The organism is Gordonia jinhuaensis (genome assembly GCF_014639795.1).
GTDB classification, from domain to species: Bacteria; Actinomycetota; Actinomycetes; order Mycobacteriales; family Mycobacteriaceae; genus Gordonia_B; species Gordonia_B jinhuaensis.
The window spans coordinates 1-20124 of sequence record NZ_BMGC01000030.1; the positions used below are offsets into that span (position 1 = coordinate 1).

Annotated in this window: 19 protein-coding genes and 1 riboswitch; of the genes, 7 read left to right on the forward strand and 12 right to left on the reverse strand. The window is 67.1% G+C overall.

Features of this window, described 5'->3' with window-relative positions; genetic code table 11:
• The coding region (locus IEW22_RS15705) for a DUF222 domain-containing protein (protein WP_188587603.1) at nucleotides 1-856 on the reverse strand (856 nt) is incomplete at its 3' end.
• A 344-nt stretch (nucleotides 857-1200) separates the two neighbouring features.
• On the reverse strand, nucleotides 1201-2253 hold the full coding sequence (locus IEW22_RS15710; RefSeq protein ID WP_188587606.1) for a hypothetical protein: 1053 nt from the start codon (nucleotides 2251-2253) through the stop codon (nucleotides 1201-1203).
• 105 nt (nucleotides 2254-2358) lie between these two features.
• On the opposite strand from IEW22_RS15710, the gene IEW22_RS15715 reads away from it, so the two are divergent.
• Entirely contained in the window at nucleotides 2359-2775 is a 417-nt protein-coding gene (locus IEW22_RS15715) for a MarR family winged helix-turn-helix transcriptional regulator (protein WP_188587608.1), read from the forward strand.
• Between the two features lie 22 nt (nucleotides 2776-2797).
• On the opposite strand, the gene IEW22_RS15720 is transcribed toward IEW22_RS15715, so the two are convergent.
• The 3 genes from IEW22_RS15720 to IEW22_RS15730 all read right to left on the reverse strand — a co-directional run bounded on the left by IEW22_RS15720 (nucleotide 2798) and on the right by IEW22_RS15730 (nucleotide 7921).
• Nucleotides 2798-5311, reverse strand: a complete 2514-nt coding sequence (locus IEW22_RS15720; protein ID WP_188587610.1) for a serine/threonine-protein kinase — start codon at nucleotides 5309-5311, stop codon at nucleotides 2798-2800.
• Nucleotides 5312-5387: 76 nt separating this feature from the next.
• A complete protein-coding gene (locus tag IEW22_RS15725; protein ID WP_229742787.1) occupies nucleotides 5388-6383 on the reverse strand; it encodes a glutamate ABC transporter substrate-binding protein in 996 nt (331 codons plus the stop codon).
• Nucleotides 6380-7921, reverse strand: coding sequence for a hypothetical protein (locus tag IEW22_RS15730; protein ID WP_188587612.1), 1542 nt, complete (start codon nucleotides 7919-7921; stop codon nucleotides 6380-6382). The genes IEW22_RS15725 and IEW22_RS15730 overlap by 4 nt, the downstream gene beginning before the upstream one ends.
• A 190-nt stretch (nucleotides 7922-8111) precedes the next feature.
• Here IEW22_RS15730 and IEW22_RS15735 point away from each other — a divergent pair, with 190 nt between their 5' ends.
• Nucleotides 8112-8588 (forward strand): NUDIX hydrolase, encoded by a 477-nt coding sequence (locus tag IEW22_RS15735; protein ID WP_188587656.1) that lies wholly within the window; start codon nucleotides 8112-8114, stop codon nucleotides 8586-8588.
• A gap of 2 nt (nucleotides 8589-8590) precedes the next feature.
• Here IEW22_RS15735 and IEW22_RS15740 read toward each other — a convergent pair whose 3' ends face one another.
• Complete coding sequence (locus tag IEW22_RS15740) at nucleotides 8591-9091, reverse strand: 2-isopropylmalate synthase (protein WP_229742788.1); 501 nt, start codon at nucleotides 9089-9091, stop codon at nucleotides 8591-8593.
• 183 nt (nucleotides 9092-9274) lie between these two features.
• The gene (gene thiE / locus IEW22_RS15745; protein ID WP_188587660.1) at nucleotides 9275-9943 is read right to left on the reverse strand and encodes a thiamine phosphate synthase; all 669 of its coding nucleotides are present in this window, start codon (nucleotides 9941-9943) and stop codon (nucleotides 9275-9277) included.
• 156 nt (nucleotides 9944-10099) lie between these two features.
• Here thiE and thiO point away from each other — a divergent pair, with 156 nt between their 5' ends.
• From thiO to IEW22_RS15770, 5 genes are all read left to right on the forward strand, one after another.
• Nucleotides 10100-11209 (forward strand): glycine oxidase ThiO, encoded by a 1110-nt coding sequence (thiO, locus tag IEW22_RS15750; protein WP_188587614.1) that lies wholly within the window; start codon nucleotides 10100-10102, stop codon nucleotides 11207-11209.
• Entirely contained in the window at nucleotides 11206-11409 is a 204-nt protein-coding gene (gene thiS, locus IEW22_RS15755) for a sulfur carrier protein ThiS (RefSeq protein WP_308421408.1), read from the forward strand. The genes thiO and thiS overlap by 4 nt, the downstream gene beginning before the upstream one ends.
• A gap of 3 nt (nucleotides 11410-11412) precedes the next feature.
• Nucleotides 11413-12210, forward strand: coding sequence for a thiazole synthase (gene thiG, locus IEW22_RS15760; protein ID WP_188587615.1), 798 nt, complete (start codon nucleotides 11413-11415; stop codon nucleotides 12208-12210).
• Between the two features lie 120 nt (nucleotides 12211-12330).
• The gene (locus IEW22_RS15765) at nucleotides 12331-13401 is read left to right on the forward strand and encodes an ABC transporter ATP-binding protein (protein ID WP_188587617.1); all 1071 of its coding nucleotides are present in this window, start codon (nucleotides 12331-12333) and stop codon (nucleotides 13399-13401) included.
• Complete coding sequence (locus IEW22_RS15770; protein ID WP_229742789.1) at nucleotides 13398-14171, forward strand: ABC transporter permease; 774 nt, start codon at nucleotides 13398-13400, stop codon at nucleotides 14169-14171. Before IEW22_RS15765 ends, IEW22_RS15770 begins: the two co-directional genes overlap by 4 nt.
• Before the next feature lie 65 nt (nucleotides 14172-14236).
• Here the strand turns inward: IEW22_RS15770 and aldA are convergent, their stop codons facing one another.
• The 5 genes from aldA to thiC form a co-directional block, all read right to left on the reverse strand.
• Complete coding sequence (aldA, locus tag IEW22_RS15775) at nucleotides 14237-15694, reverse strand: aldehyde dehydrogenase (RefSeq protein WP_188587619.1); 1458 nt, start codon at nucleotides 15692-15694, stop codon at nucleotides 14237-14239.
• A gap of 17 nt (nucleotides 15695-15711) precedes the next feature.
• Nucleotides 15712-16554 carry a helix-turn-helix domain-containing protein gene (locus IEW22_RS15780; RefSeq protein ID WP_188587621.1) on the reverse strand — a complete coding sequence of 281 codons (843 nt, stop codon included), beginning with the start codon at nucleotides 16552-16554 and terminating at the stop codon, nucleotides 15712-15714.
• On the reverse strand, nucleotides 16555-17136 hold the full coding sequence (locus IEW22_RS15785; protein ID WP_188587622.1) for a type 1 glutamine amidotransferase domain-containing protein: 582 nt from the start codon (nucleotides 17134-17136) through the stop codon (nucleotides 16555-16557).
• A gap of 171 nt (nucleotides 17137-17307) precedes the next feature.
• Complete coding sequence (thiD, locus tag IEW22_RS15790; protein WP_373284214.1) at nucleotides 17308-18165, reverse strand: bifunctional hydroxymethylpyrimidine kinase/phosphomethylpyrimidine kinase; 858 nt, start codon at nucleotides 18163-18165, stop codon at nucleotides 17308-17310.
• A gap of 83 nt (nucleotides 18166-18248) precedes the next feature.
• Nucleotides 18249-19925 (reverse strand): phosphomethylpyrimidine synthase ThiC, encoded by a 1677-nt coding sequence (gene thiC, locus IEW22_RS15795; protein WP_188587623.1) that lies wholly within the window; start codon nucleotides 19923-19925, stop codon nucleotides 18249-18251.
• Nucleotides 19916-20028: riboswitch (TPP riboswitch) on the reverse strand. It overlaps the preceding gene by 10 nt.
• Between the last annotated feature and the right edge of the window lie 96 nt (nucleotides 20029-20124).

A 20124-nucleotide genomic window follows, 5' to 3' on the forward strand; every position in this document is an offset into this window, starting at 1 on the left:
CGACACCGGAGTGGCGCGGGGAATAGGCTCGCTTGGTCCTGGGCTCGGGTCCAGACTTGTCGACCGAATCAGATTCAGCTACAGCAGCTTCCGCCGCCTCCGCCTTCGCCTCCGGCTCAGCCTCCGGCTCCGGATCCGGATCTTCGAGTGTGGCGGCCTCGGTAATCACATGGATGATCACCTGCGCCTCAGCCGCCTGCACCATCGCCGGTGCGGGGATCGTGGCGTCACACTGGTCGCCGCGGTCGCATTGGCACTCGAACACGTCTCCTGACAACAGTGCGAACACTGCATCGGAGCGACGCGCGCCGTCACGCCGCGGATCGGACTCGCACACACTGTTCGCCAACGCATCGACGCGGGCTGCGGCGATGCGCACGTTTTCGGCGGTCATGGAGGCATGCAGCACAGCCATGCCGTCGGTTGTGTTCTCGGCCCACACCCGACGGCCTTCTTCCGCGGCTTTACGGCGTTCACGCACCGCGGCAGGGTCGTGGCGGAACACAATCCGGTCACACACATCGCGCAGACGTTGCAGCGACCAGCTGCCCTGCCGCCGCAGAGCCTCCGCCAACTCACCATCGACCAGGGGCGCATACTCTTGGCCGCCGACCAGTGCGGTTCGGGCGATGATCGTGCGGATGTGTCCGCCGGTGATCACTCCGTCATGCAGGCAGTGCGCCACCTGCGGAAGGCCCGCGAACAGGTGCGCGGCGTCCATCAACTCGGTTTCCACACCGGCTTGACTACGACCGAGCATCATCGCGATCTCATTCGCCGCACGGGTATGGGCGTCGTAGACACGGCGGTCTTCCCCGACATACGGCGCGACCAGCCGTTCGAAAACCTCGGCCATCGCCCGCAACCGGTGCCACTCCATCAACGCACCAGCACGCCGCGCCCGAACAACCACCNTCTGACTCAACAGACTGTTCAACCTGAGACATCGGAACCCCCTCCCGGTGGATGACCTCGACTCGAACCATCTATCGAATACATGTTCGAGTCTATCGCGGAAAACCCATCCCGACAAGGGGAAATAACACCGAATCACCAACAAAACCAAGATCATTCACGTGAATGACAGCGGGAACCTCCGGGAACCGTGTCGACTCGGCGTCGTGCTCAAGAGACACGTTCGGCGTGCACCGCGGGGCAGTGCACGCCGAACGTTCTCACGAGGAGAGAGATGCTGCAGGATCAGGCTGCGACGTCCTCCTCGAGTTCTTCCTCGGACTCCGGATCCAGCTGGTCGCGAGGAGGTGTGGGGGTGGGGGTGAGCCGCCGCTTCTGCACATAGGTCGCGATGGCGAGCAAGGCGCCGCCCACGAGAACCCAGCCGACGATCTTCCACACGTCTGTCACGATGCTGACGTCGGGGAAGTACATGAGGTTGCGGCCGGCTTCGTTCAGACCTGCACCGAGCCAGAAGCTGTGCAGCGCAGAGAAGAAGCCCGGCTGCAGTGACGGCGGGAACACGCCGCCACAGGTGGTGAAGTTGAGGCCGACGAAGATGGTGACCATCGCCAGCGTGGTGAATCTGCCGAGGAGTACGTGCAGCGATATGCCGAAGGCCATCACCGCCAAGAGGTAGACGAACGAGAGCAGCGAGATCTCCCAGACGTGCGAAGGAATGGCGTCGAAGACCGCCGAGGCGATCAGCATGACCAGGAAGGTGACCACGGCGGCGCCGCCGACTCCGAGTCCGATCCGCACTCGCATCCGGCGCGATCCGGCGGCGACGCCGATCGCGATCGCGGTGCCGTATCCGCCGACGGTCAGCGCGACCATGTAGAAGAACAATGACTGACCGCTCGGGTCCGAGGACGAGTCGACCGGGGCGACGTCGCGGATCTCCAGCGGGAGGTTGGCCTGGTTGGCGACCGGTGTGAACATTCGCTCGACCGTCACGGCCTGGGTGTCGGATGCGCCCGTGCTCACCAACAGCTGGGGCTTGGTGGGTGAGAGCACATAGGCGGCAACCAGATCGCGATGCTGGATGGCTTCGGTGGCGTTCTCGGCACTGTCAGAGGTGCGAAGGTCAACGCGATCACCCAGTGCGTTCTGCAGCTGACTCGTCGCGACCGCCGCCTGCGGAGCCGGGCCCACGATGTCGATGCGGAGGTGGTGTGGATCGGGCTTGCTGAAGCCGCCGATATAGCACAACGCCATGGCCACGCCCATCAATGCGGGCACCACCACGTGCGTCAGGATTGTCCGCATGGGCACTGCCTGCGGGGTCACATGAGACATGAGCGCTCCTGGCCGGGAAAGTCGGATTTGAGTTGTATCGCGCAACTCGGTGTAGTTGTAGACTACAACTCGTAGGTAATCGTATGCAAGGTGAAGGATTCTGTGGTGACGAGCCCGACAGACGACATCGACCGCATCGTGCGCGCATTCACTCGCTTCTCGCGTCGTACGCGGGGCGAGGGACGTGAGGTGCAGCCGGGACTGACCTATGTCGACTTCTCGCTGCTGCGCATCGTCGCCAACGAGCCCGGGATTCTCGCCGGTGTCGTCGCTGGTGAGGCCTACATCGACAAGTCGACAGCCAGTCGGCAGCTGACTTCGCTCGTGGAACGAGGGCTCGTGCGACGCGCCGACGGCAGCGGCCGACGGATGCCGCTCTATCTCACCGACGAGGGGCTGGCCGTACTCGAGATCGCCGAGAAGGCGCAGCGTGAGACCGTGGCCGGACGGACCGAGGACTGGTCGGACACCGAGCGCGCCACCTTCGCCGAACTGCTCGACCGGTACAACGCAGCGCCCTGAGAGCGTCCGGCGGTACGGCGGGTCAGAAGACGGTCTGTGGCCGCACGAAATTCGCGAGGTCGATGAGGGTGAACCGGCGTTTGCGGTCGACGGTCGAGCGGGCCAGGCGCCGCAACGACTCCTCGGTCCCTGTCCGCAGCCCGAGTTCGGTGAAGTCGTAGCCCAGCAGCGGCTCGGTCGATGTGGCGCCATCGGGATGTTTGAGCCGCCAGTTCAGTGCGGTCCCGAGCACCAGGATCGCCAGCCGGTCCTTGCGCGGTTCGGCGTCGGGCATGGCCGTAAGCCGCCGCGCCGCGGCGCGGAGCTGCTCTTCGGTCACATCCACCGCATCGCCGGCGTGCACGAGGACCAGCACGGTGGTGCACCCGGCGGTGTTGTAGTGGCGGCTGGTCGCGGGGACCTCATCGAGAGCACGAATCGTGCCGTCGATATCGCCTGCGGCATAGCGCATCCGGGCCACACCGAAGGCGGCGGTCACGATCGCCCGGTCGGTTTCCCACAGGGCGGTGTACAGCTGCAGGGCGGTGTCTTTCCATCCTCGGACCTCGGCCTCGCGACGACTGCTGGTGCTGCCCTCTGCGCTCACCCAGCGGGCCAGCAGCTCGGCCGTGGCTGCCACCGCGAGTTTGGGGGCGATCTCACCGGGCATGGCGGCCAGTACACGGCGAAAACGCTTGTAGGCCAACTCCGGATCCTCATTGAGCAGTGCGCAGATACCCAGGTACCACTGCAACCGCCACGACGCCCCGTAGTGTGTGGCCGTCTCGCCGAGTACCTCCAGCGCCGAATCGACATCACCGAGTTCGATGTAGGCGCGGGCCTCGGCGAGGTCGACCTCCAGCGACGGGTGATCGCGGTTCGAGTCCACACCGATCACCTCCGCCAGGCCGTTCTCTCGTGCGGTGTGGATGGTCTCCAGGGTCTGGGTCGGTTCGCTCATGGCGGCCGAGTTCAGCAGTCCGGCTGCCGGGTCGTTCTGGTCGATCAGCGGGATCGGCAGTGCGGCAACGATATCGGACGGATTGAGGGTGTAGTCCATGTTGTCGTTCTCGAAATACCCGTCGACCGGTCCCAGCATCGCCTCGGTGCCGAAGGTGGTGCGCTGTGGGGTGAACACCGTCGACAGCGCCGGCCGCGGCACACCGGTCTTGTGTGCCACCACTTCTCGCAGCACGTTGAGCATCTGAGTGCTCATCTCCTCGGCACTGGCGAATCGGTGCCGGGGATCGGGATCGGTCGCACGCTCCAGCAGCCGCTGGAATGAGGGGTACTCGGCGAGCAGCGGCGAGTTCTTCGGATCGGGCAGGCCGTCGACGTAGCGCCCGTCAGCCATCGGCATGGGCAGTGTGAGAACCGCCAGAGTCCTTCCGACACTGTAGATGTCGGTGGCCACCTGCGGCCCGGTCTGCACGATCTCCGGTGCCTGGAAGCCGGGTGTGCCATAGAGGTGGCCGTATCCGTTGATCGCGGACACCGCGCCGAGGTCGATCAGCTTCACCTGATCGTCGCCGATCATGATGTTCTCGGGTTTCACGTCGTTGTAGGCCAGCCCCAGCGAGTGGAAGTACGACAGCGCGCCGAGCACTTCGAGCATGTACGCCATCGCCTGCTCGGGCGAGAGCAGGGTGCCCTGGCGGTTGGCGCCCGACTCGGTGGCCGGGGCGTTTGCGGCCGAGGTGTCCTCGTCCTCGTCCACGGTCGCCTTGCCCGAGGTCAGCGCCTTGAGCGTGGCACCGCCCACGTACTCCATCACGATGTAGCCGAAGGTGCGGTCGGTGACGTCGGTGTGCTCGACGAAGTTGTAGATCTTGACGATGCCCGGATGGGAGACGGAGGCCAGGAACTGCCGCTCGGCCACGGCGACGGCCCGCGCGTCGGCGTCCATCGAGTTGAGCAGACCCTTGAGCACCACCGGCCGGTCGGACACGTTGCGGTCGATCGCGAGGTAGATCCACCCCATGCCGCCGTGGGCGATGGCGCCGGCGATCTCGTACTGGTCGGCGACCATCGTCCCCGGCGCCAAGCCGGGGACGAACGAGTAGTGCGCACCGCAGTGCGGACAGTCGCCGGTCAGCGGACCCCGGCCGAAGCCGGTGGTCCGTCCGATCGGACGTCCGCAGCGCCAGCAGTCCCGCTTGTTCTCCGGGATCACCGGATCGGTCATCACCGCGTCGGTCGGTGCGACGTCGCCGACCCGCGGGATCTCCACCAGTCCGCCGCCGATGCGGCGACGCCGCTTGACCGCACCGGCACCCGGGATGGCCGCCGGTCCCGAGACCATGGCGGTCTGGTCGGTGGCGGTGTCGCCGCGGGGCCGGAACACCGTCGAGGTCTTGGCGAGCGTGCCCGGCGAGGCCGCCTGGGTGGCCACCTCGAGATCGCTGCGCGCTGCCGCCTGGGTGGCCACCTCCAGATCAGTGCGTGCGGCCGCCTGGGTGGCCACGTCGAGATCGTTGCGAGACGCGGCCTGCGTCGCGACCTCGGCCTGGGTGGCGACCTCGGCCTCGGCGACGTGCGAACGGGAGTGCTCGGCCATGGCGTGCGCTCACCTCCTCGCGCCTCTCATCGTGATGGTCTCGTGGTGATTCCGGGTTGTCCGGGGGTGCCTGGCGTCAGTCCCGGTAGGTGGGCTGCGGCGGATACCCCGCTGGTCCGAGGATAGAGAGCCAGGTGTCATAAAGCTGGTACCAACGGCCGTCGGCGCGCATCTGCGCGAGCACCCCGTTGACGAACCGGACCAGGTCGGTGTGGTCCTTGTTGATCCCGATGCCGTAGGGCTCCACACCCAGACTCGAACCGACGACCCGCGCATACGGGTCTTGTGCGGCGAGCCCGGCGAGGATCGCGTCGTCGGTGGAGATCGCGTCGGTCTGGTTCTGCTGCAGCGCGACCAGACAGTCCGCCCACGTCCCTGTGGTGTAGATCTGGGCCTTCGGCGCCAGCTCCTCGATGCGCCGCGCCGACGACGTCCCGCGCGCGACGCACACTCGCCGGCCCGCCAGATCGGACACGCCCGTGATCGGCGAGCCCTGCAGGGTCAGGATACGTTGGGACGCCTCGAAGTACACCGTGGAGAAGGCGACGTCGTCGAGCCGATCGCAGGTGATGCTCATGGTCTTGACCACGATGTCCACCGAATTGGTCTCCAGTGCGGAGATGCGCTCGGAGGAACTGAGGATCCGGAACTCGATACGGTTGGGGTCCCCGAAGATCGCGCGTGCCATCTCCCTGGCCACGTCGATGTCGAACCCCTCGATCTCCCCGGTGGCCGGGTCGCGGAAGCTGAACAGGTTGCTGCCGATGTCCACGCCGGCGATCAGCACACCGCGCTGGTGGATCGCCTCCATGGTGGACCCGCGCGGCATGCGGTTGGGGGCGGGCATCACCGCGGGCGGGCGCAGACTGCCCGACGCCTCGCAGGTGCCGGAGTTCTCCGAATCCACCGGGTCGGTGTCGCCGCGCGCCCACCCCTCGGGTGTGGGGGTGGTCATCTGCGCCGACGGCGGTGCGGCGTCGGGGGCCTCCACCCGCACGCAGGCAGAGGCGGTCAGTGCCACCGCCGCGGTCGCGACCACCGCGCCGACCAGTCGCCGGCGATGCCCGCTCACCGGTACTCCCTGATCCGGGGGAACATGCCGATGGCGGTGGCGATCGCGGCCAGCACCGTCAGCGTCACCACACCGGCGCCGGTGTAGCCGATCAGCACCCGCGCGGTGTTGATGTCGTCGCGGAACGTGGTGCGGGTGTGGTCGATGGCCTCCACGAGTGCGCGGTCGAGCGTCGCATACGCCTGCGAGGAGCCGTCGGCGCCCGAGCCGACGGTCAGACGTACCGCCGAGGCGAAGTCACCGGTCGACGCGCGGCTCCCGGCCAGCGCATGCGAGCTGCGCCACTGTGCGAGCGCACGCGATGCGGAGTCCACCGAGTCGCCGATGTCGGGACTGCCCGGTTGCTGGTAGCGCTGCAGGATCACCGTGACATGGTCGGCACTGGAGACGAAGTCGGACTCCAGGGTGTCCTCGTCGCCGTGGCGTGCCAGTGACAGCGTCTCGTCCGAGCGGCCCTTCTGGATGAGGATCCGGGCCTCGGTGAGATCGCGCAGCGGTGTCAGGCCGTCGGTGGTGGCCCGGTGGGCGGCCGACACCGAGGCCAGACCGCCGATCAGGACCCAGATGAACACCAGCGCCACGCACACGATGGCCACCAGGATGCCCACGTTGAACCTGCGGCGGGTGTGCCGGGCCACATACACATGGGTGGCCACCAGCATCACCACCAGCAGCGTGAGCAGCACATACGCCCCCCACGGCGGCTGGGAGATGGTGCCATCGGGACGCGTGATCGCATCCCAGCGTTTCTCGTAGAGCCGCTCGGCGGCCGGCAGGATCGTGGACTGCATGAGGTTGGAGGCCATACCCAGATAGGACGAGCCCACCGGGTTGCCCTGCCGGTTGTTGGTGCGCGCCGTCTCGATCAGCCCCGTGTAGACGGGTAACTGCATCGACAGGGTGTCGAGGTCGCTGCGCACCTGCTGGTTCTCGATGGTGGTGCCGCTCGCGGCCTGGATCAGCGCCTGCGAGGCCGTGGCGATCGCATCGTTGTAGCGACTGCGCAGCTCGGGTGACTCCAGCCCGCCCGAGATGAACGCCGCATTCGCCGAGGCGTCGGCGATCGACAGTGAGCTGTAGAGGACCTGCGCCGACTGGGCGATCGGCTCGGTGTCGGTGATGATCGTGCTCAGCGCGGTGGTGCGCCGGGTCATCACATTCGAGCCGTAGGCGCCGATCACCACCGCGGCCATCACCAGCACCGCGGTGATCACCAACAGTCGGCCGGGAGTGGTGCCCACCATCTCGCGCATCGACAGGAACGGCGACGACGGTGCGACCGGGGCTTCGCCGGCGGGCACCGGTGGGCGGATCGGAACACCGGGATGCAAACCGTCGGGCCCGACCTCGGGTTCGGCGGCGGTCGCCGGGCGCAGCACACGGGGCCGACGGACACGGGTGCGGGAGGAGTCGCGGGAATCGGCATCATCACGGTTCTCCGGTCCGCGACTGCGCACGTGGCCGAAACCGCGACGGGGACCAACCCACGTACGCAGGCGTCCGGAGCTGTTCGGGTCAGCCCCTGGATCGCCGGTCACCACACCTCTCATTCGCGCGCCGCTGACTGATGACTCTATAGTTCGATCGCTCGAAGGGTGCGCGTGGTTACGCCCGTGTGTGCCCGCCCGGTGATCCGCGGGCGCGCTGGTCCGCGCGGTCCGGGAGTCGAGGACTAGCGTGGTGGCCAACACGCCGAGGGGCGACGACGTCGGGGGGTGGTCAGCGGCCATGCGCGGAGACGGCGACGGCTGGGCGATCGACAGCGACGGATCACGGTTCTGGGGTCGATTCGGGGCCGCCGGACTGCTGCTGCGCGCGCCGGATGAGTCCGGTGACGTCGTGTTGCTGCAGCACCGCGCCCCGTGGAGTCATCAAGGCGGCACGTGGGCCATGCCCGGAGGTGCGCGCGACTCCCACGAGTCGGCCGCCGACACCGCCGTCCGGGAGGCCTCCGAGGAGGCCGGCATCCCGCCCGCCCTGGTGAGTGTGCGCGCCGAGCTGTTGACGTTCACCGCGACCAACGGCTGGACCTACACCACCGTCATCGCCGACGTCGCCGAGCCGGTGTCGACCGTGGCCAACGAGGAGTCGGTGGAACTGCGGTGGGTCGCGGTCGAGGAGGTGGCGAATCTGCCGCTGCATCCGGCATTCGAGGCGAGTTGGCCGCGTCTGCACGCCGAATTGGTGAGCCTGCGCAGTCGCTGAGTTCAGGCCAGCCGGTTGGCGCCGGCGATCAGTGCGCGTATACCCGACCCCTCGGCGTCGGCCGCCGAACCCATCGACCAGGCCAGTCTGCCCTCGCATGCACACAGCAGGAATGTGGTGACCCCCGCGGAGGTCTCACGCTGATGCAGCGCGCGAACCTCCACGCTGGCCCCCAGCCGATGCAGCATCGAGGTCAGCGCACCGATCGGTCCGGCGGCCCTCTCGCGCATCGCGACGATCTGGTCGCCGCGCGCCAGCGTGGCGTCGCATTCGACCATGTCGCTCGCGGCCGGCCGGGTGGTCCAGGCGCCGAGCCGCAGTGGTCCGGCCGAGCCGGTGTAGGTGGTCGTGAACTCCTGCCAACTCATGCCGGTCGCCTCGTCGCGCAGCGCGCGTGGCAGCCCGACGCCGTAGCGCGCCCGGAAGGGATCGGCACCGTCGAGAGTGATGCCGCTACCTGCGGACTCGGCATGTGAATGAGCGGGAGAGTCGAACTGAATCATGATGTCTGTCGTTTTCTGGTCGGTACGCGAGAGGCGACCGACGAGTAGCACGACACTCCGTAGCGGGGTGTCGGTCTGGAAATCAGACCCCGCTACGGCGACGGGCTACGAGAAGACTGCGCATGATGTGCTCGACACTAGACCCGCAGTTGCCCTGTGGGCAAGAGAGATCGGCGAAAGTCGTCAGGAGAGCCGGCTGCGCAGTGCTGCCGCGGCCGCGGCCGGGTCGTCGGCGGCGGTGATCGCGCGGACCACCACGACCCGGGTGGCGCCCGCCTCGAGCACCTCGGGCAGGCGGGCGGCATCGATGCCACCGATGGCGAACCAGGGACGGGCGACCTCACGCACATGCTCCACCAGCGGCAGCCCGGGAGCAGAGCGGCCCGGCTTCGTCGGCGTCGGCCAGCACGGACCCACGCAGAAGTAGTCCACGCCTTCGGCGGTCGCCGCGGCATCGGCCTGCGAGGCGTCGTGGGTGGAGCGCCCGATGAGCATGTCGGTACCCACCACGGCGCGTGCGGCGGCCACCGGCAGATCGTCTTGGCCCAGGTGCAGCACGTCGGCGCCGGTGGTCACGGCGATGTCGGCGCGATCGTTGACGGCCAGCAGCGCGCCGTGTCGGTCGGCCACCTCGCGCATGCCGGCGAGGATGTCGAGTTCGGCACTCGCCTCCAGCGGGCCGAATCGCGCCTCGCCGGCCGACCCCTTGTCACGCAGCTGCACGATGTCGACGCCGCCGGTCAGCGCAGCGTCGAGGAAGTCGAGCAGGTCGCCGCGGTCGCGTCGGGCGTCGGTACACAGGTACAGCCGTGCGGAGTCCAGGCGTGCGCGAAGACGCTCGGCGCGGGTCACCCCGTCTGCAGCGGTGTTCACACCCGCCAACGTTAGCGATTAGTGTGGATGTCGAACGCGGGGGTCCGAGGAACGTCGGGCTGAGAGTGTGGTTCGCCGCCACTGACCGTCGAACCTGATCCGGATCATGCCGGCGCAGGAAGGAGAATCAGCGCTATGACGTCGACCCTGGCCGTCATCGGAGGCGGAGTCATCGGGTTGACCTGTGCTCTGCGGGCTCTCGAGAGTGGCTGGCAGGTAACCGTTTTCGACAACGGTGAACGTGGTCGTGCCTCCTGGGTGGCAGCGGCCATGCTCGGCGACCTCGGTGAGGGGCATCCCGGCGAAGAGCGCCAACTCGAACTGGCCCACGAGTCGGGGTCGTTGTGGCCGGCATTACTCGCCGAAATCGGTGCGCCGGGCGGCGATTCGCTGCAGACCGCCACCGAGACCCTGTTCGTCGGCTTCGATCGTGCCGACCTCGACGAGTTCGCGCGCCTGGCGTCCACGGTCTGGACGCCCGACGACGACGTCGCAGTCGTCGACGTCGGCGAGTTGACCCTGCGTGAACCGATGCTCAGCCCGCGTGTCCGCGGCGGCTATCTCGCCAAAGACGAAGGTGCGCTGGACAACCGACGGGTCGTGCAGGCGCTCGCCGATGCCGTCATCGCGCGTGGCGGACAGCTCGTGACGCGTCGCATCGACGAGATCGACGAGATGGCGCGCGCCGGTGACCGTCATCCCGACCAGATCCTGCTCGCCGCCGGTATCGACACGAGGCGGCTGTGTCCGCGGATCCCGCTGATCGCGCAGAAGGGTGAGGCGGTACGCCTCCGTGCCGGGCACGACACCTCACCGCCGCCGTCGGCGGTGGTGCGGGCCAAGGTGCACGGCCGCGATGTCTACATCGTGCCGCGCCATGACGGGGTGGTCGTGGGCGCCACACAGTACGAAGTCGCCGACGCCGACGATCTGGCCCCGCGCATCGGCGGGGTCAAAGACCTTCTCGACGACGCATTCCTGGTGATGCCGGGGTTGCGTGAGTACCGGCTGGCCGACATCACCGCGGCGATGCGCCCGGCCACCCCCGACGGCCTTCCGGTGGTCGGCCGGCTCGACGACCACACGCTCGTGGCGACCGGTCACGGACGCGAGGGCATGATGCTGGCCCCGCTCACCGGCGCGCTCGTGGCCGACCTGCTCGACGGCTCTGCTGCTGGGTCGGCGGCTGTGTCGGCGGGGCGCCGGTCCACCTTCGACGATCTCTCCCCGAGGAGGTTCACATGACGATGACGGTGACGGTCAACGGTGACGATCACACCTTCCCCGATGGAACCAGCATGCGCGCGATCCTCGCTGCGCTCGAGGTGGGTGAAGAGGGCATCGCAGTGGCACTCGACGGCGAGGTGCACCCCCGGGGTGCCTGGGACCGCCCACTGTTCGACGGCGCCGAGGTGGAAGTCCTCACCGCGGTCCAGGGCGGCTGAACGATGACCGACACGCACACGACCACCGATACGCACACGACCACACAGACCCCGCTGCGGATCGGCGACCGCGACCTGAATTCCCGGCTGATCATGGGCACCGGAGGTGCGCGCACGCTCGAGGCCCTCGAGCGTGCGCTGCTCGCCTCGGGTACCGAATTGACCACCGTCGCCATGCGGCGCGTCGATGCCAGTGGATCCAGCGGGGTGCTCGCACTGCTGCGCCGTCTCGGCATCGCCGTGTTGCCCAACACCGCCGGTTCCCAGTCGGCCGCCGAGGCGGTGCTCACCGCCCGCTTGGCACGTGAGGCGCTCGACACCGACTGGGTCAAACTCGAGGTGATCGGAGACGAGCGCAGCCTTCTCCCCGATGTTGTCGAGACGCTCTCGGCGGCAAGAACTCTCGTCGATGACGGATTCACCGTGCTGGTCTACACCACCGACGACCCGGTGATCGCGGTCCGGTTGGAGGATGCCGGGGTCGCGGCCGTCATGCCCGCCGGTTCCCCGATCGGCAGCGGGCTGGGCATCTCCAACCCGCATCACATCGAGATGATCACCGATGCGGTGCGGGTGCCGGTGATCCTCGATGCGGGGATCGGCACCGCCAGCGACGCCGCCCAGGCGATGGAGCTCGGCTGTGACGGAGTGCTGCTCGCATCCGCGGTGACCAGGGCCGACGACCCGGAGGCGATGGCCACGGCGATGCGGCTGGCTGTGGACGCCGGCCATCTCGCCGCGCGGTCGGGGCGGATACCGCGCCGATTCTGGGCGACAGCCTCGTCGCCGGCGATTGCCTGAGGGTCTCGTCGCAGGAGTTCGCTGAACGTCGATGCCCGGGGTGTCTGAGTGTCCGGAGTGTCTGAGTGCCCGGAGTGTCCGGGGTGTCATTGTGTGCAGGGGTTTGGCAGAGTAGCGGGCATGATCAACGTCGAAGGGCTGTCCAAGGATTACGGTACGACCCGTGCGGTGGACGATCTGACCTTCACGGTCCGGCCCGGTCTGGTGACCGGATTCCTCGGACCCAACGGCGCGGGTAAGTCAACCACGATGCGGATGATCCTCGGCCTCGACCAGCCGTCGGCCGGGCGGGCACTCATCAACGGGACGAACTATCGGGAACTCAGCGAACCCCTGCGCCACGTCGGCGCGCTGCTCGATGCGAAGTGGGTGCACCCCAACAGGTCTGCGCGAGCGCATCTGCGGTGGATGGCCGCTGCCAACGGGATTCCCGACTCCCGGGTGGATCAGGTGCTCGCCGACGTGGGTCTGACGTCGGTGGCCGATAAGCGGGCGGGCGGGTTCTCCCTCGGCATGTCGCAGCGGCTGGGCCTGGCCGGTGCGATGCTCGGGGATCCGGGTGTGCTGCTGTTCGACGAGCCGGTCAACGGACTCGACCCCGAGGGCATCGTGTGGATCCGCAACTACATGCGCGCGCTGGCCCGTCAGGGGCGCACGGTGCTGGTGTCGAGCCACCTGCTCTCGGAGATGGCTCAGACTGCCGATCACCTGATCGTCATCGGTCAGGGTCGGCTCATCGCCGACATGTCCGTCGCCCAGTTCTCCTCGCTCGCACAGGCTTCGGTGATCGTCCGCAGTCCCGAACCCGATCGCCTCGCGCAGGTGCTCGGTCAGAATCAGATCACCGCGATGCGCTCGAGCACCGCAGACGGCCGTCCCAGCCTCACCGTGGTCGACGCACCGGCCGAACGCGTCGGTGACATCGCCGCCGCCAATCACATTGCGCTGCACGAACTCACCCCGAGGAACGGCTCCCTGGAGGAGGCGTACATGCGGATGACCGCAGGTGCCGCCCAATATCAGTCGGGTGCCCCGGGGCAGGGATCTCCAGGACAGCATCCCCAGGGGCCGCCGCCCCGGAGTCAGTTTCCCCAGAACCAGTACCCCCAGAACCAATTCAGTCAGAACCAGTTCCCGCAGGGACCGTTCCAGCCCCAGGGTCCGTTCCACGGTCAGGGAGGCCACCAGTGATCGCGCGCACCATCAACTCCGAGCGCATCAAGTTGCTCACCACCCGCTCGCCTTACTGGTGTGTGGCGATCGTGGCGGTGATCGGTCTCGGCTTGGCGGTCATCATCGGATCGGCCTCGGGCAGTGAGGATTCCGGCGTTCGGACGAGTGTGTCACCCACACTGTTCGCTCTCGGCGTGTACCAGGTGGGTGTGGTGGTGCTGACCATCATGGCAGTCCTGTCGGTCACCAGTGAGTTCCGCTTCGGCACCATCCGCACCACATTCCTGGCCACACCCAACCGAGCGCTGGTGCTCGTGGCCAAGGCGATCGTCTACGGTCTGCTCGCCGCGGTGGTGGCCGGCGTCCTCAACATCGCGGCGATGCTGATCGGCAAGGCCCTCACCTCGGGATCGCACACCGTGGATCTCGCTGCCGCCGACGCGGTGCGCAGCTACTGGGGTATGCCGGTGTTCGCCTTCTGCGCGGTGCTCATCGGGATCGGGGTGGGCGCTCTGGTGCGCCAGACCGCCGGCGCGATCGTGATCCTGATGGTGTGGATGCTGGTGCTGGAGAACGTGCTCGTGTCGATCCCGCACGTCGGGGACGACGTGGGACCGTGGCTGCCGTTCCAGAACGCCGGACGGTTTCTGGCCGCCGACTCCTCCATGGACGACACGTACACCGGCTACTTCCACTGGGGGATCTACGGATCTCTCGTGTACTTCGTGGTGATCTCGCTGATCGTCTTCGGCGCCGGAGTGGCTGCGACCGTGCGCCGCGACGCCTGAGGCGCCGCGACGCACGGTCGTCACGAGCCGACGGTCGGTGGTGGGGGCGACGCGTCGGCGGGCTCTCAGCGTCGCTGGATGTAGCTGACCTGGGTGGTGGTGTAGTCCTCGATGGCATGTTTGCCGTCGGCGCCGCCGATTCCCGATGCCTTGATGCCGGCGTGGAAGCCCTGAATGGCCTCCTCGTTCTCCCGGTTGACGTAGACCTCGCCGAACTCGAGCTCGTCGATCACACGCATCGCGAGGTTGAGATCATTGGTGTACAGCGACGACGACAGACCGTAGTTGCAGTCATTGGCCTCGGCGATCGCCTCGTCGATCCCCGACACCACGTGTACGGGCAGGATCGGTCCGAACACCTCGGCGTGCAGGATCTCGGCGTCGACGTCGGTGACCTCGATGACCGCGGGGGTGAAGAAGTATCCCGGACCCTCGACATCCTCACCGCCGGTGAGCACGGTCGCGCCCTGCTCACGCGCGCGCTCCAGGAAAGCCAGCGTGTTGGATTTCGCGTCGGCGTTGATGAGCGGGCCCACCTCCACCGACTCGTCGGCGGGGTCGCCCACCTTCAGCGACGAGAAGTAGTCGGTCATCTTCGCCAGGAACACAGGGGCCACCGATGCATCGACGTACACGCGTTCGGCGCAGGTGCACACCTGACCGTTGTTCATCAGTCGCGACATGGCGATCATCTCGACCGCGAGATCGAGGTCGGCGTCGGCGGCGACGATGGCCGGGGCCTTGCCGCCGAGTTCGAGGGTCACCTTGGTGACGTTGCGGCTGGCCGACTCCATGATCTTCGATCCCGTTGCGGTGGAACCGGTGAAGGTCACGAAGTCGACATCCGGGTGTCCGGAGAGCGCCTCGCCGACGTCACCCCGTCCGATCACCAGGTTGAACACACCGTCGGGCAGGCCGGCCTCGGCGCAGACCTCGGCGAACATGATCGCGTTGAGCGGGGTGTCCTCGGCGGGTTTGATCACCACCGTGCTGCCGGTGATGAACGCCGGTGCGGCTTTGCGTGCGATGAGGAACAGCGGGAAATTCCATGGACAGATGCCGGCGACGACGCCGATCGGGCGGCGGCGCAGCAGGATCAGCTCGTCTGTCCGGTCTGACGGGATCATCTCGCCCTCGATGCGGCGTGCCCACTCGGCCATGTAGTGGAAGTAGGAGATCGCTTTGTCGACCTCGCCTTCGGCGTCTGCTCGGGTCTTGCCCTGTTCGGTCATCAGGTCGGTGACGAATTCCTCACGCCGACCGGCCATCACGTCGGCGATACGGTGCATGTACTGCGCACGCTGCACTTCGGTGAGCGCACTCCAGGCGGGCTGGGCCCTCGTCGCCGCGGCGACGGCGTCGTCGACCACCTGCGCCGAGGAGATGTTCAGCGTCGTCAGCGTCTGGCCGGTCGACGGATTGAGCACGTCGAGGGTGTCGGCGGTGTCGGACGGGTCGAGGAACGACCCGTCGACGAAGCTGGTGGTGTGGGTGGTCGCGGGGGCCGCGGTGGTGGCGGTCATGAATTCTCCTGTCGAGTTCATCGTGCGGAATCCGACCGTTCGGTCTCCGCATCGGAGCGGTAGATCACCAGGGACAGCGCCGGATGGGTGGGGGAGCTGACGGTGACATATCGCGACGTGTGTGTCGTGTTGTCGGGCAGACGAATCCGCCACGAGCCGACGGTGTTGGTGTAGGGGCGGTACTGCTTGAAGATGTGCGCGAACGCCGAACTCCGCGACATCAGGTGCGCGATGAGTGATTCGAGTTGTGGTGACACCCCGCCCTGGGCCAGGCGCATATGCGCCAGTCCCACCACCTCGCGCGCTTTCTCGGTCCAGTCGACGTAGACGCGGCGGCTCACCGGATCATCGAAGATGTACTCCAGCAACGAGAATCGCTCCGGACGATCATCATGGCCGGGGAAGAGGATCGCACGCGTCCGATCGTCGAGCGTGGTGATGTTCAGCTCGTCGTCGAGCAGATGGGTCATCAGGACGTCGTCGAGATGGGTGCCGACGTATTCGAGCGAATAGCGTGCGGTGTCCACATCCACCACATCGGGGATCTGCACCGCCGCAGGCGGATTGGGGTCGAACAACATCCGGAGATAGGCGGCGTCGGTGCCGGTGAGCTCCAGCGCGTCGGCGATCGCGGTGATGATCGGTTCCGACGGCCGGACTTTGGCTTGTTCGACCTTGACGTAGTAGTCGACGCTCACGCCGGCTTTCCATGCCACTTCCTCACGCCGCAGCCCCGGCACCCGCCGGGACCCACCGGGTTCGACGATGGGCCACGACGGATCGGGTTCGATCTCTGCGCGCCGCGTGCGCAGGAAGCCGCTGATCGCCTGCCGACGGTAGTCGGTCGAGCCTGCGGGCATCTATCGTCCCGAGCCGGCAGCGGCGCCCGCCTTCTCCAGGGTCTCGGCCAGTGTCGAATCGAAGGCGTCCAGATCGTCGGGGTTGCGCGAGGTGATCAGCGTGAAACCGTTGGTGTCATCGGCGACGACCTCGCGATCGACCCACGTTGCGCCGGCATTGTTGAGGTCGCTGCGCAGCGACGGGAACGAGGTGAGCGTCTTGCCGATCGTCAGTCCCGCCTCGACGAGCAGCCACGGTGCGTGGCAGATCGCCGCGATGGGCTTACCCGCGGTCGCGAAGCGCCGTGCCAGTGCGACCGCGTCCTTGTCCTGCCGCAGGGTGTCGGCATTGACGGTTCCGCCGGGTACCACCAGCGCATCGAAGTCAGAGTCGGCCACGTCGGCGATCGTGGTGTCGGCCGACACCTGGTCGGCCGGGTCGCGATCGGAGATGACGGTCTGAATGGTGCCGCCGTCGGGCGTGGCAACGGTCACCGAGGCGCCCGCCGCGAGCAGGAAATCCCGCGGTGTCTCGATCTCGGCTTGTTCGGTGCCGAATTCGGTGGAGATGATGAGAACGTTCTTGCCGTTGAGATCGGCCATGTCGCAACTCCTTTCACCCGCTGGCGGCATTCGTCGGTTTGACTCCCTACAAGAGCCTGCCGCCGTCGGGCACATCAACCACTATGCCCGCGGTCGCACAGATGTGGGGGGTTCGATCCGAACCACCCACGGACCGGCCGCTCCAGTCGGCTCATGGCTCGTACTGTCGACTCATACCGACAGGCGCCACAGCGGGTTGACCGGCCCATGTCCGGCACCGAGCGGGTAGGCCCACTCCAGACATCTGCTGACCCAGCCCTTCGCGAATTCCACGGCCTCGGGCACCGAGCGTCCGTGTGCGAGTGCGCAGGTGATGGCCGCGGCGAGTGTGTCGCCGGCGCCGTGGTCGTCACCGGTGTCGATACGCGGGTAGGGGAAGCTGTGGAACACGTCGCCGTTGTAGAGCAGATCCACCGACTGGTCGCTGGAGCGCAGATGACCGCCCTTGACCACCGCCCACTGGGCGCCCATCGCGTGGAGCTTCTCCGCGGCGGCACGCTGACTAGTGTCGTCGGTCACGTCGATGCCGGTGATCAGGCGTACTTCGTCGAGATTCGGGGTGACCACGGTGGCCTTCGGGATCAGCACCGAGCGCAACGCGTCCATCGCGTCGTCGGCGAGCAGCTTGTCGCCGTGCATCGATGCGGACACCGGATCCACCACGAGGGGGATCGGTGTGTCACGGCCGATGCCGAGTTCGGATGCCGTGGCCGCGACGGATTCGATGATGGCACTCGACGCCAGCATCCCCGTCTTGGCCGCACTGATACCGATGTCGGAGACCACCGAACGCATCTGATCGGCGACCACCGCCGGGTCGATCGCGCTGAAACCGCTGACTCCCAGCGAGTTCTGCACCGTCACCGCCGTCACCGCCACACAGCCGTGCACTCCGCACATCGCCATGGTGCGCATGTCGGCCTGGATTCCCGCGCCGCCACCGGAGTCCGAGCCGGCGATCGTCATCGCCCGCACCGGCGTCTGGCGGGGTGCGGGTGCGGGCAGCAGGTCGACGGGCATGTGGGCCATGGGCGGGGCTCCTGGGGGTCGGCGAGTAGGGGCGGCGGTGACGGTGCAAGTGGTGACGGCAGGTGGTGACGGCAGGTGGGCTCTCAGACCACCGGCAGATAGACCTTCTTGCCGTGATCGATGAATTCCTGACTCTTGGAGTCCATCTCGGCGGCGAGTTTGCGGTCGATGTCCTCCTGTGTCACCAGGCCGTGCTCTTCGGCGTAGGCCCGCACATCCGCTGAGATCCGCATCGAACAGAACTTCGGCCCGCACATGGAGCAGAAGTGTGCGGTCTTGGCGGGTTCGGCGGGCAGCGTCTCGTCGTGGAACTCGCGTGCGGTGTCGGGGTCGAGGGCCAGGTTGAACTGGTCGGTCCAGCGGAACTCGAAGCGCGCCTTGGACAGTGCGTCATCACGTTCCTGCGCGCGCGGATGTCCCTTGGCCAGATCTGCGGCATGTGCGGCGATCTTGTAGGTGATGACACCGGTTTTCACGTCATCGCGATCGGGCAGTCCGAGGTGTTCCTTCGGGGTCACATAGCAGAGCATCGCGGTGCCTGCCTGGGCGATCATCGCCGCGCCGATCGCCGAGGTGATGTGGTCGTAGGCCGGTGCGATATCGGTGGCCAGCGGCCCGAGCGTGTAGAACGGCGCCTCCTCGCACAGCTGCTCTTCGAGAGCGACGTTCTCGACGATCTTGTGCATGGGAATATGCCCTGGTCCCTCGATCATCACCTGTACGCCGTGGCTTTTCGCGATCTTTGTCAGCTCGCCGAGGGTGCGCAGCTCGGCGAACTGCGCCTCGTCGTTGGCGTCGGCGATCGAGCCCGGCCGCAGACCGTCACCGAGGGAGAAGGTGATGTCGTAGCGGGCGAAGATCTCACACAGCTCATGGAAGTGGGTGTACAGGAAGGACTCCTGGTGGTGTGCGAGGCACCAGGCGGCCATGATCGAACCGCCGCGCGAGACGATCCCGGTGACCCGGTGTGCGGCCAGCGGCACATACCGCAACAGCACACCGGCGTGCACCGTCATGTAGTCCACGCCCTGCTCGGCCTGCTCGATCACCGTGTCGCGGTAGATCTCCCAGGTCAGAGCGGTGGGATCGCCGTTGACCTTCTCCAGCGCCTGATAGATCGGCACGGTTCCCACCGGGACCGGCGAGTTGCGCAGGATCCATTCGCGGGTCAGATGGATGTCCTTGCCGGTGGACAGATCCATGATGGTGTCGGCGCCCCAGCGAGTCGCCCACACCATCTTCTCGACCTCATCGGAGATCGAGCTGCGCACAGCGGAATTACCGATGTTGGCGTTGATCTTCACCGCGAACGCCTTACCGATGATCATCGGCTCGGACTCGGGATGGCGGTGATTGGCGGGGATCACCGCACGTCCGATGGCCACCTCGGACCGGACGAGGTCCGGGTCGACGCCCTCACGTTCGGCGATGAACGCCATCTCGGGCGTCACGATCCCCGCGCGCGCCCAGGCGAGTTGGGTGGCCGCGCCGTCGACGGGATCGGGTCTGCGCCAGTGGTCGCGCGTACGCGCGAGGCCCGCGTCGAGATCGAGCACCGGCTCCGATTCGGTGTAAGGCCCGGAGGTGTCGTAGAGATCGAGATGTTCGCCGTTGGTCAGGTGCACCCGCCGGAAGGGGATGCGCAATTCGTCGGAAACGTGCGATTGGTCCGAATAAGCGTGTCGCACAAGGCGATACTCCTTGGTGGAGCCCTCGATCGGTCCCGAGGTCACAGCAGTGGACGGCACAGTGGTGCTCATGAGATCTCCCTACGCCGGCATTACCCGGTCAGGTTCGTACGGTCGGCGGCCGCCATGCCGCCATCTCAGCCCTCGGTTCGCGAGAGCACCCGTGGATGTTCAGTTGGCTGGTTCTGTCGTGCGATTCACGGTCGCATGACACCGTCAGCGTACGCCGGGAGATCGACAGAGTGCCGAATCCGAAGTGATCGCGTATTGT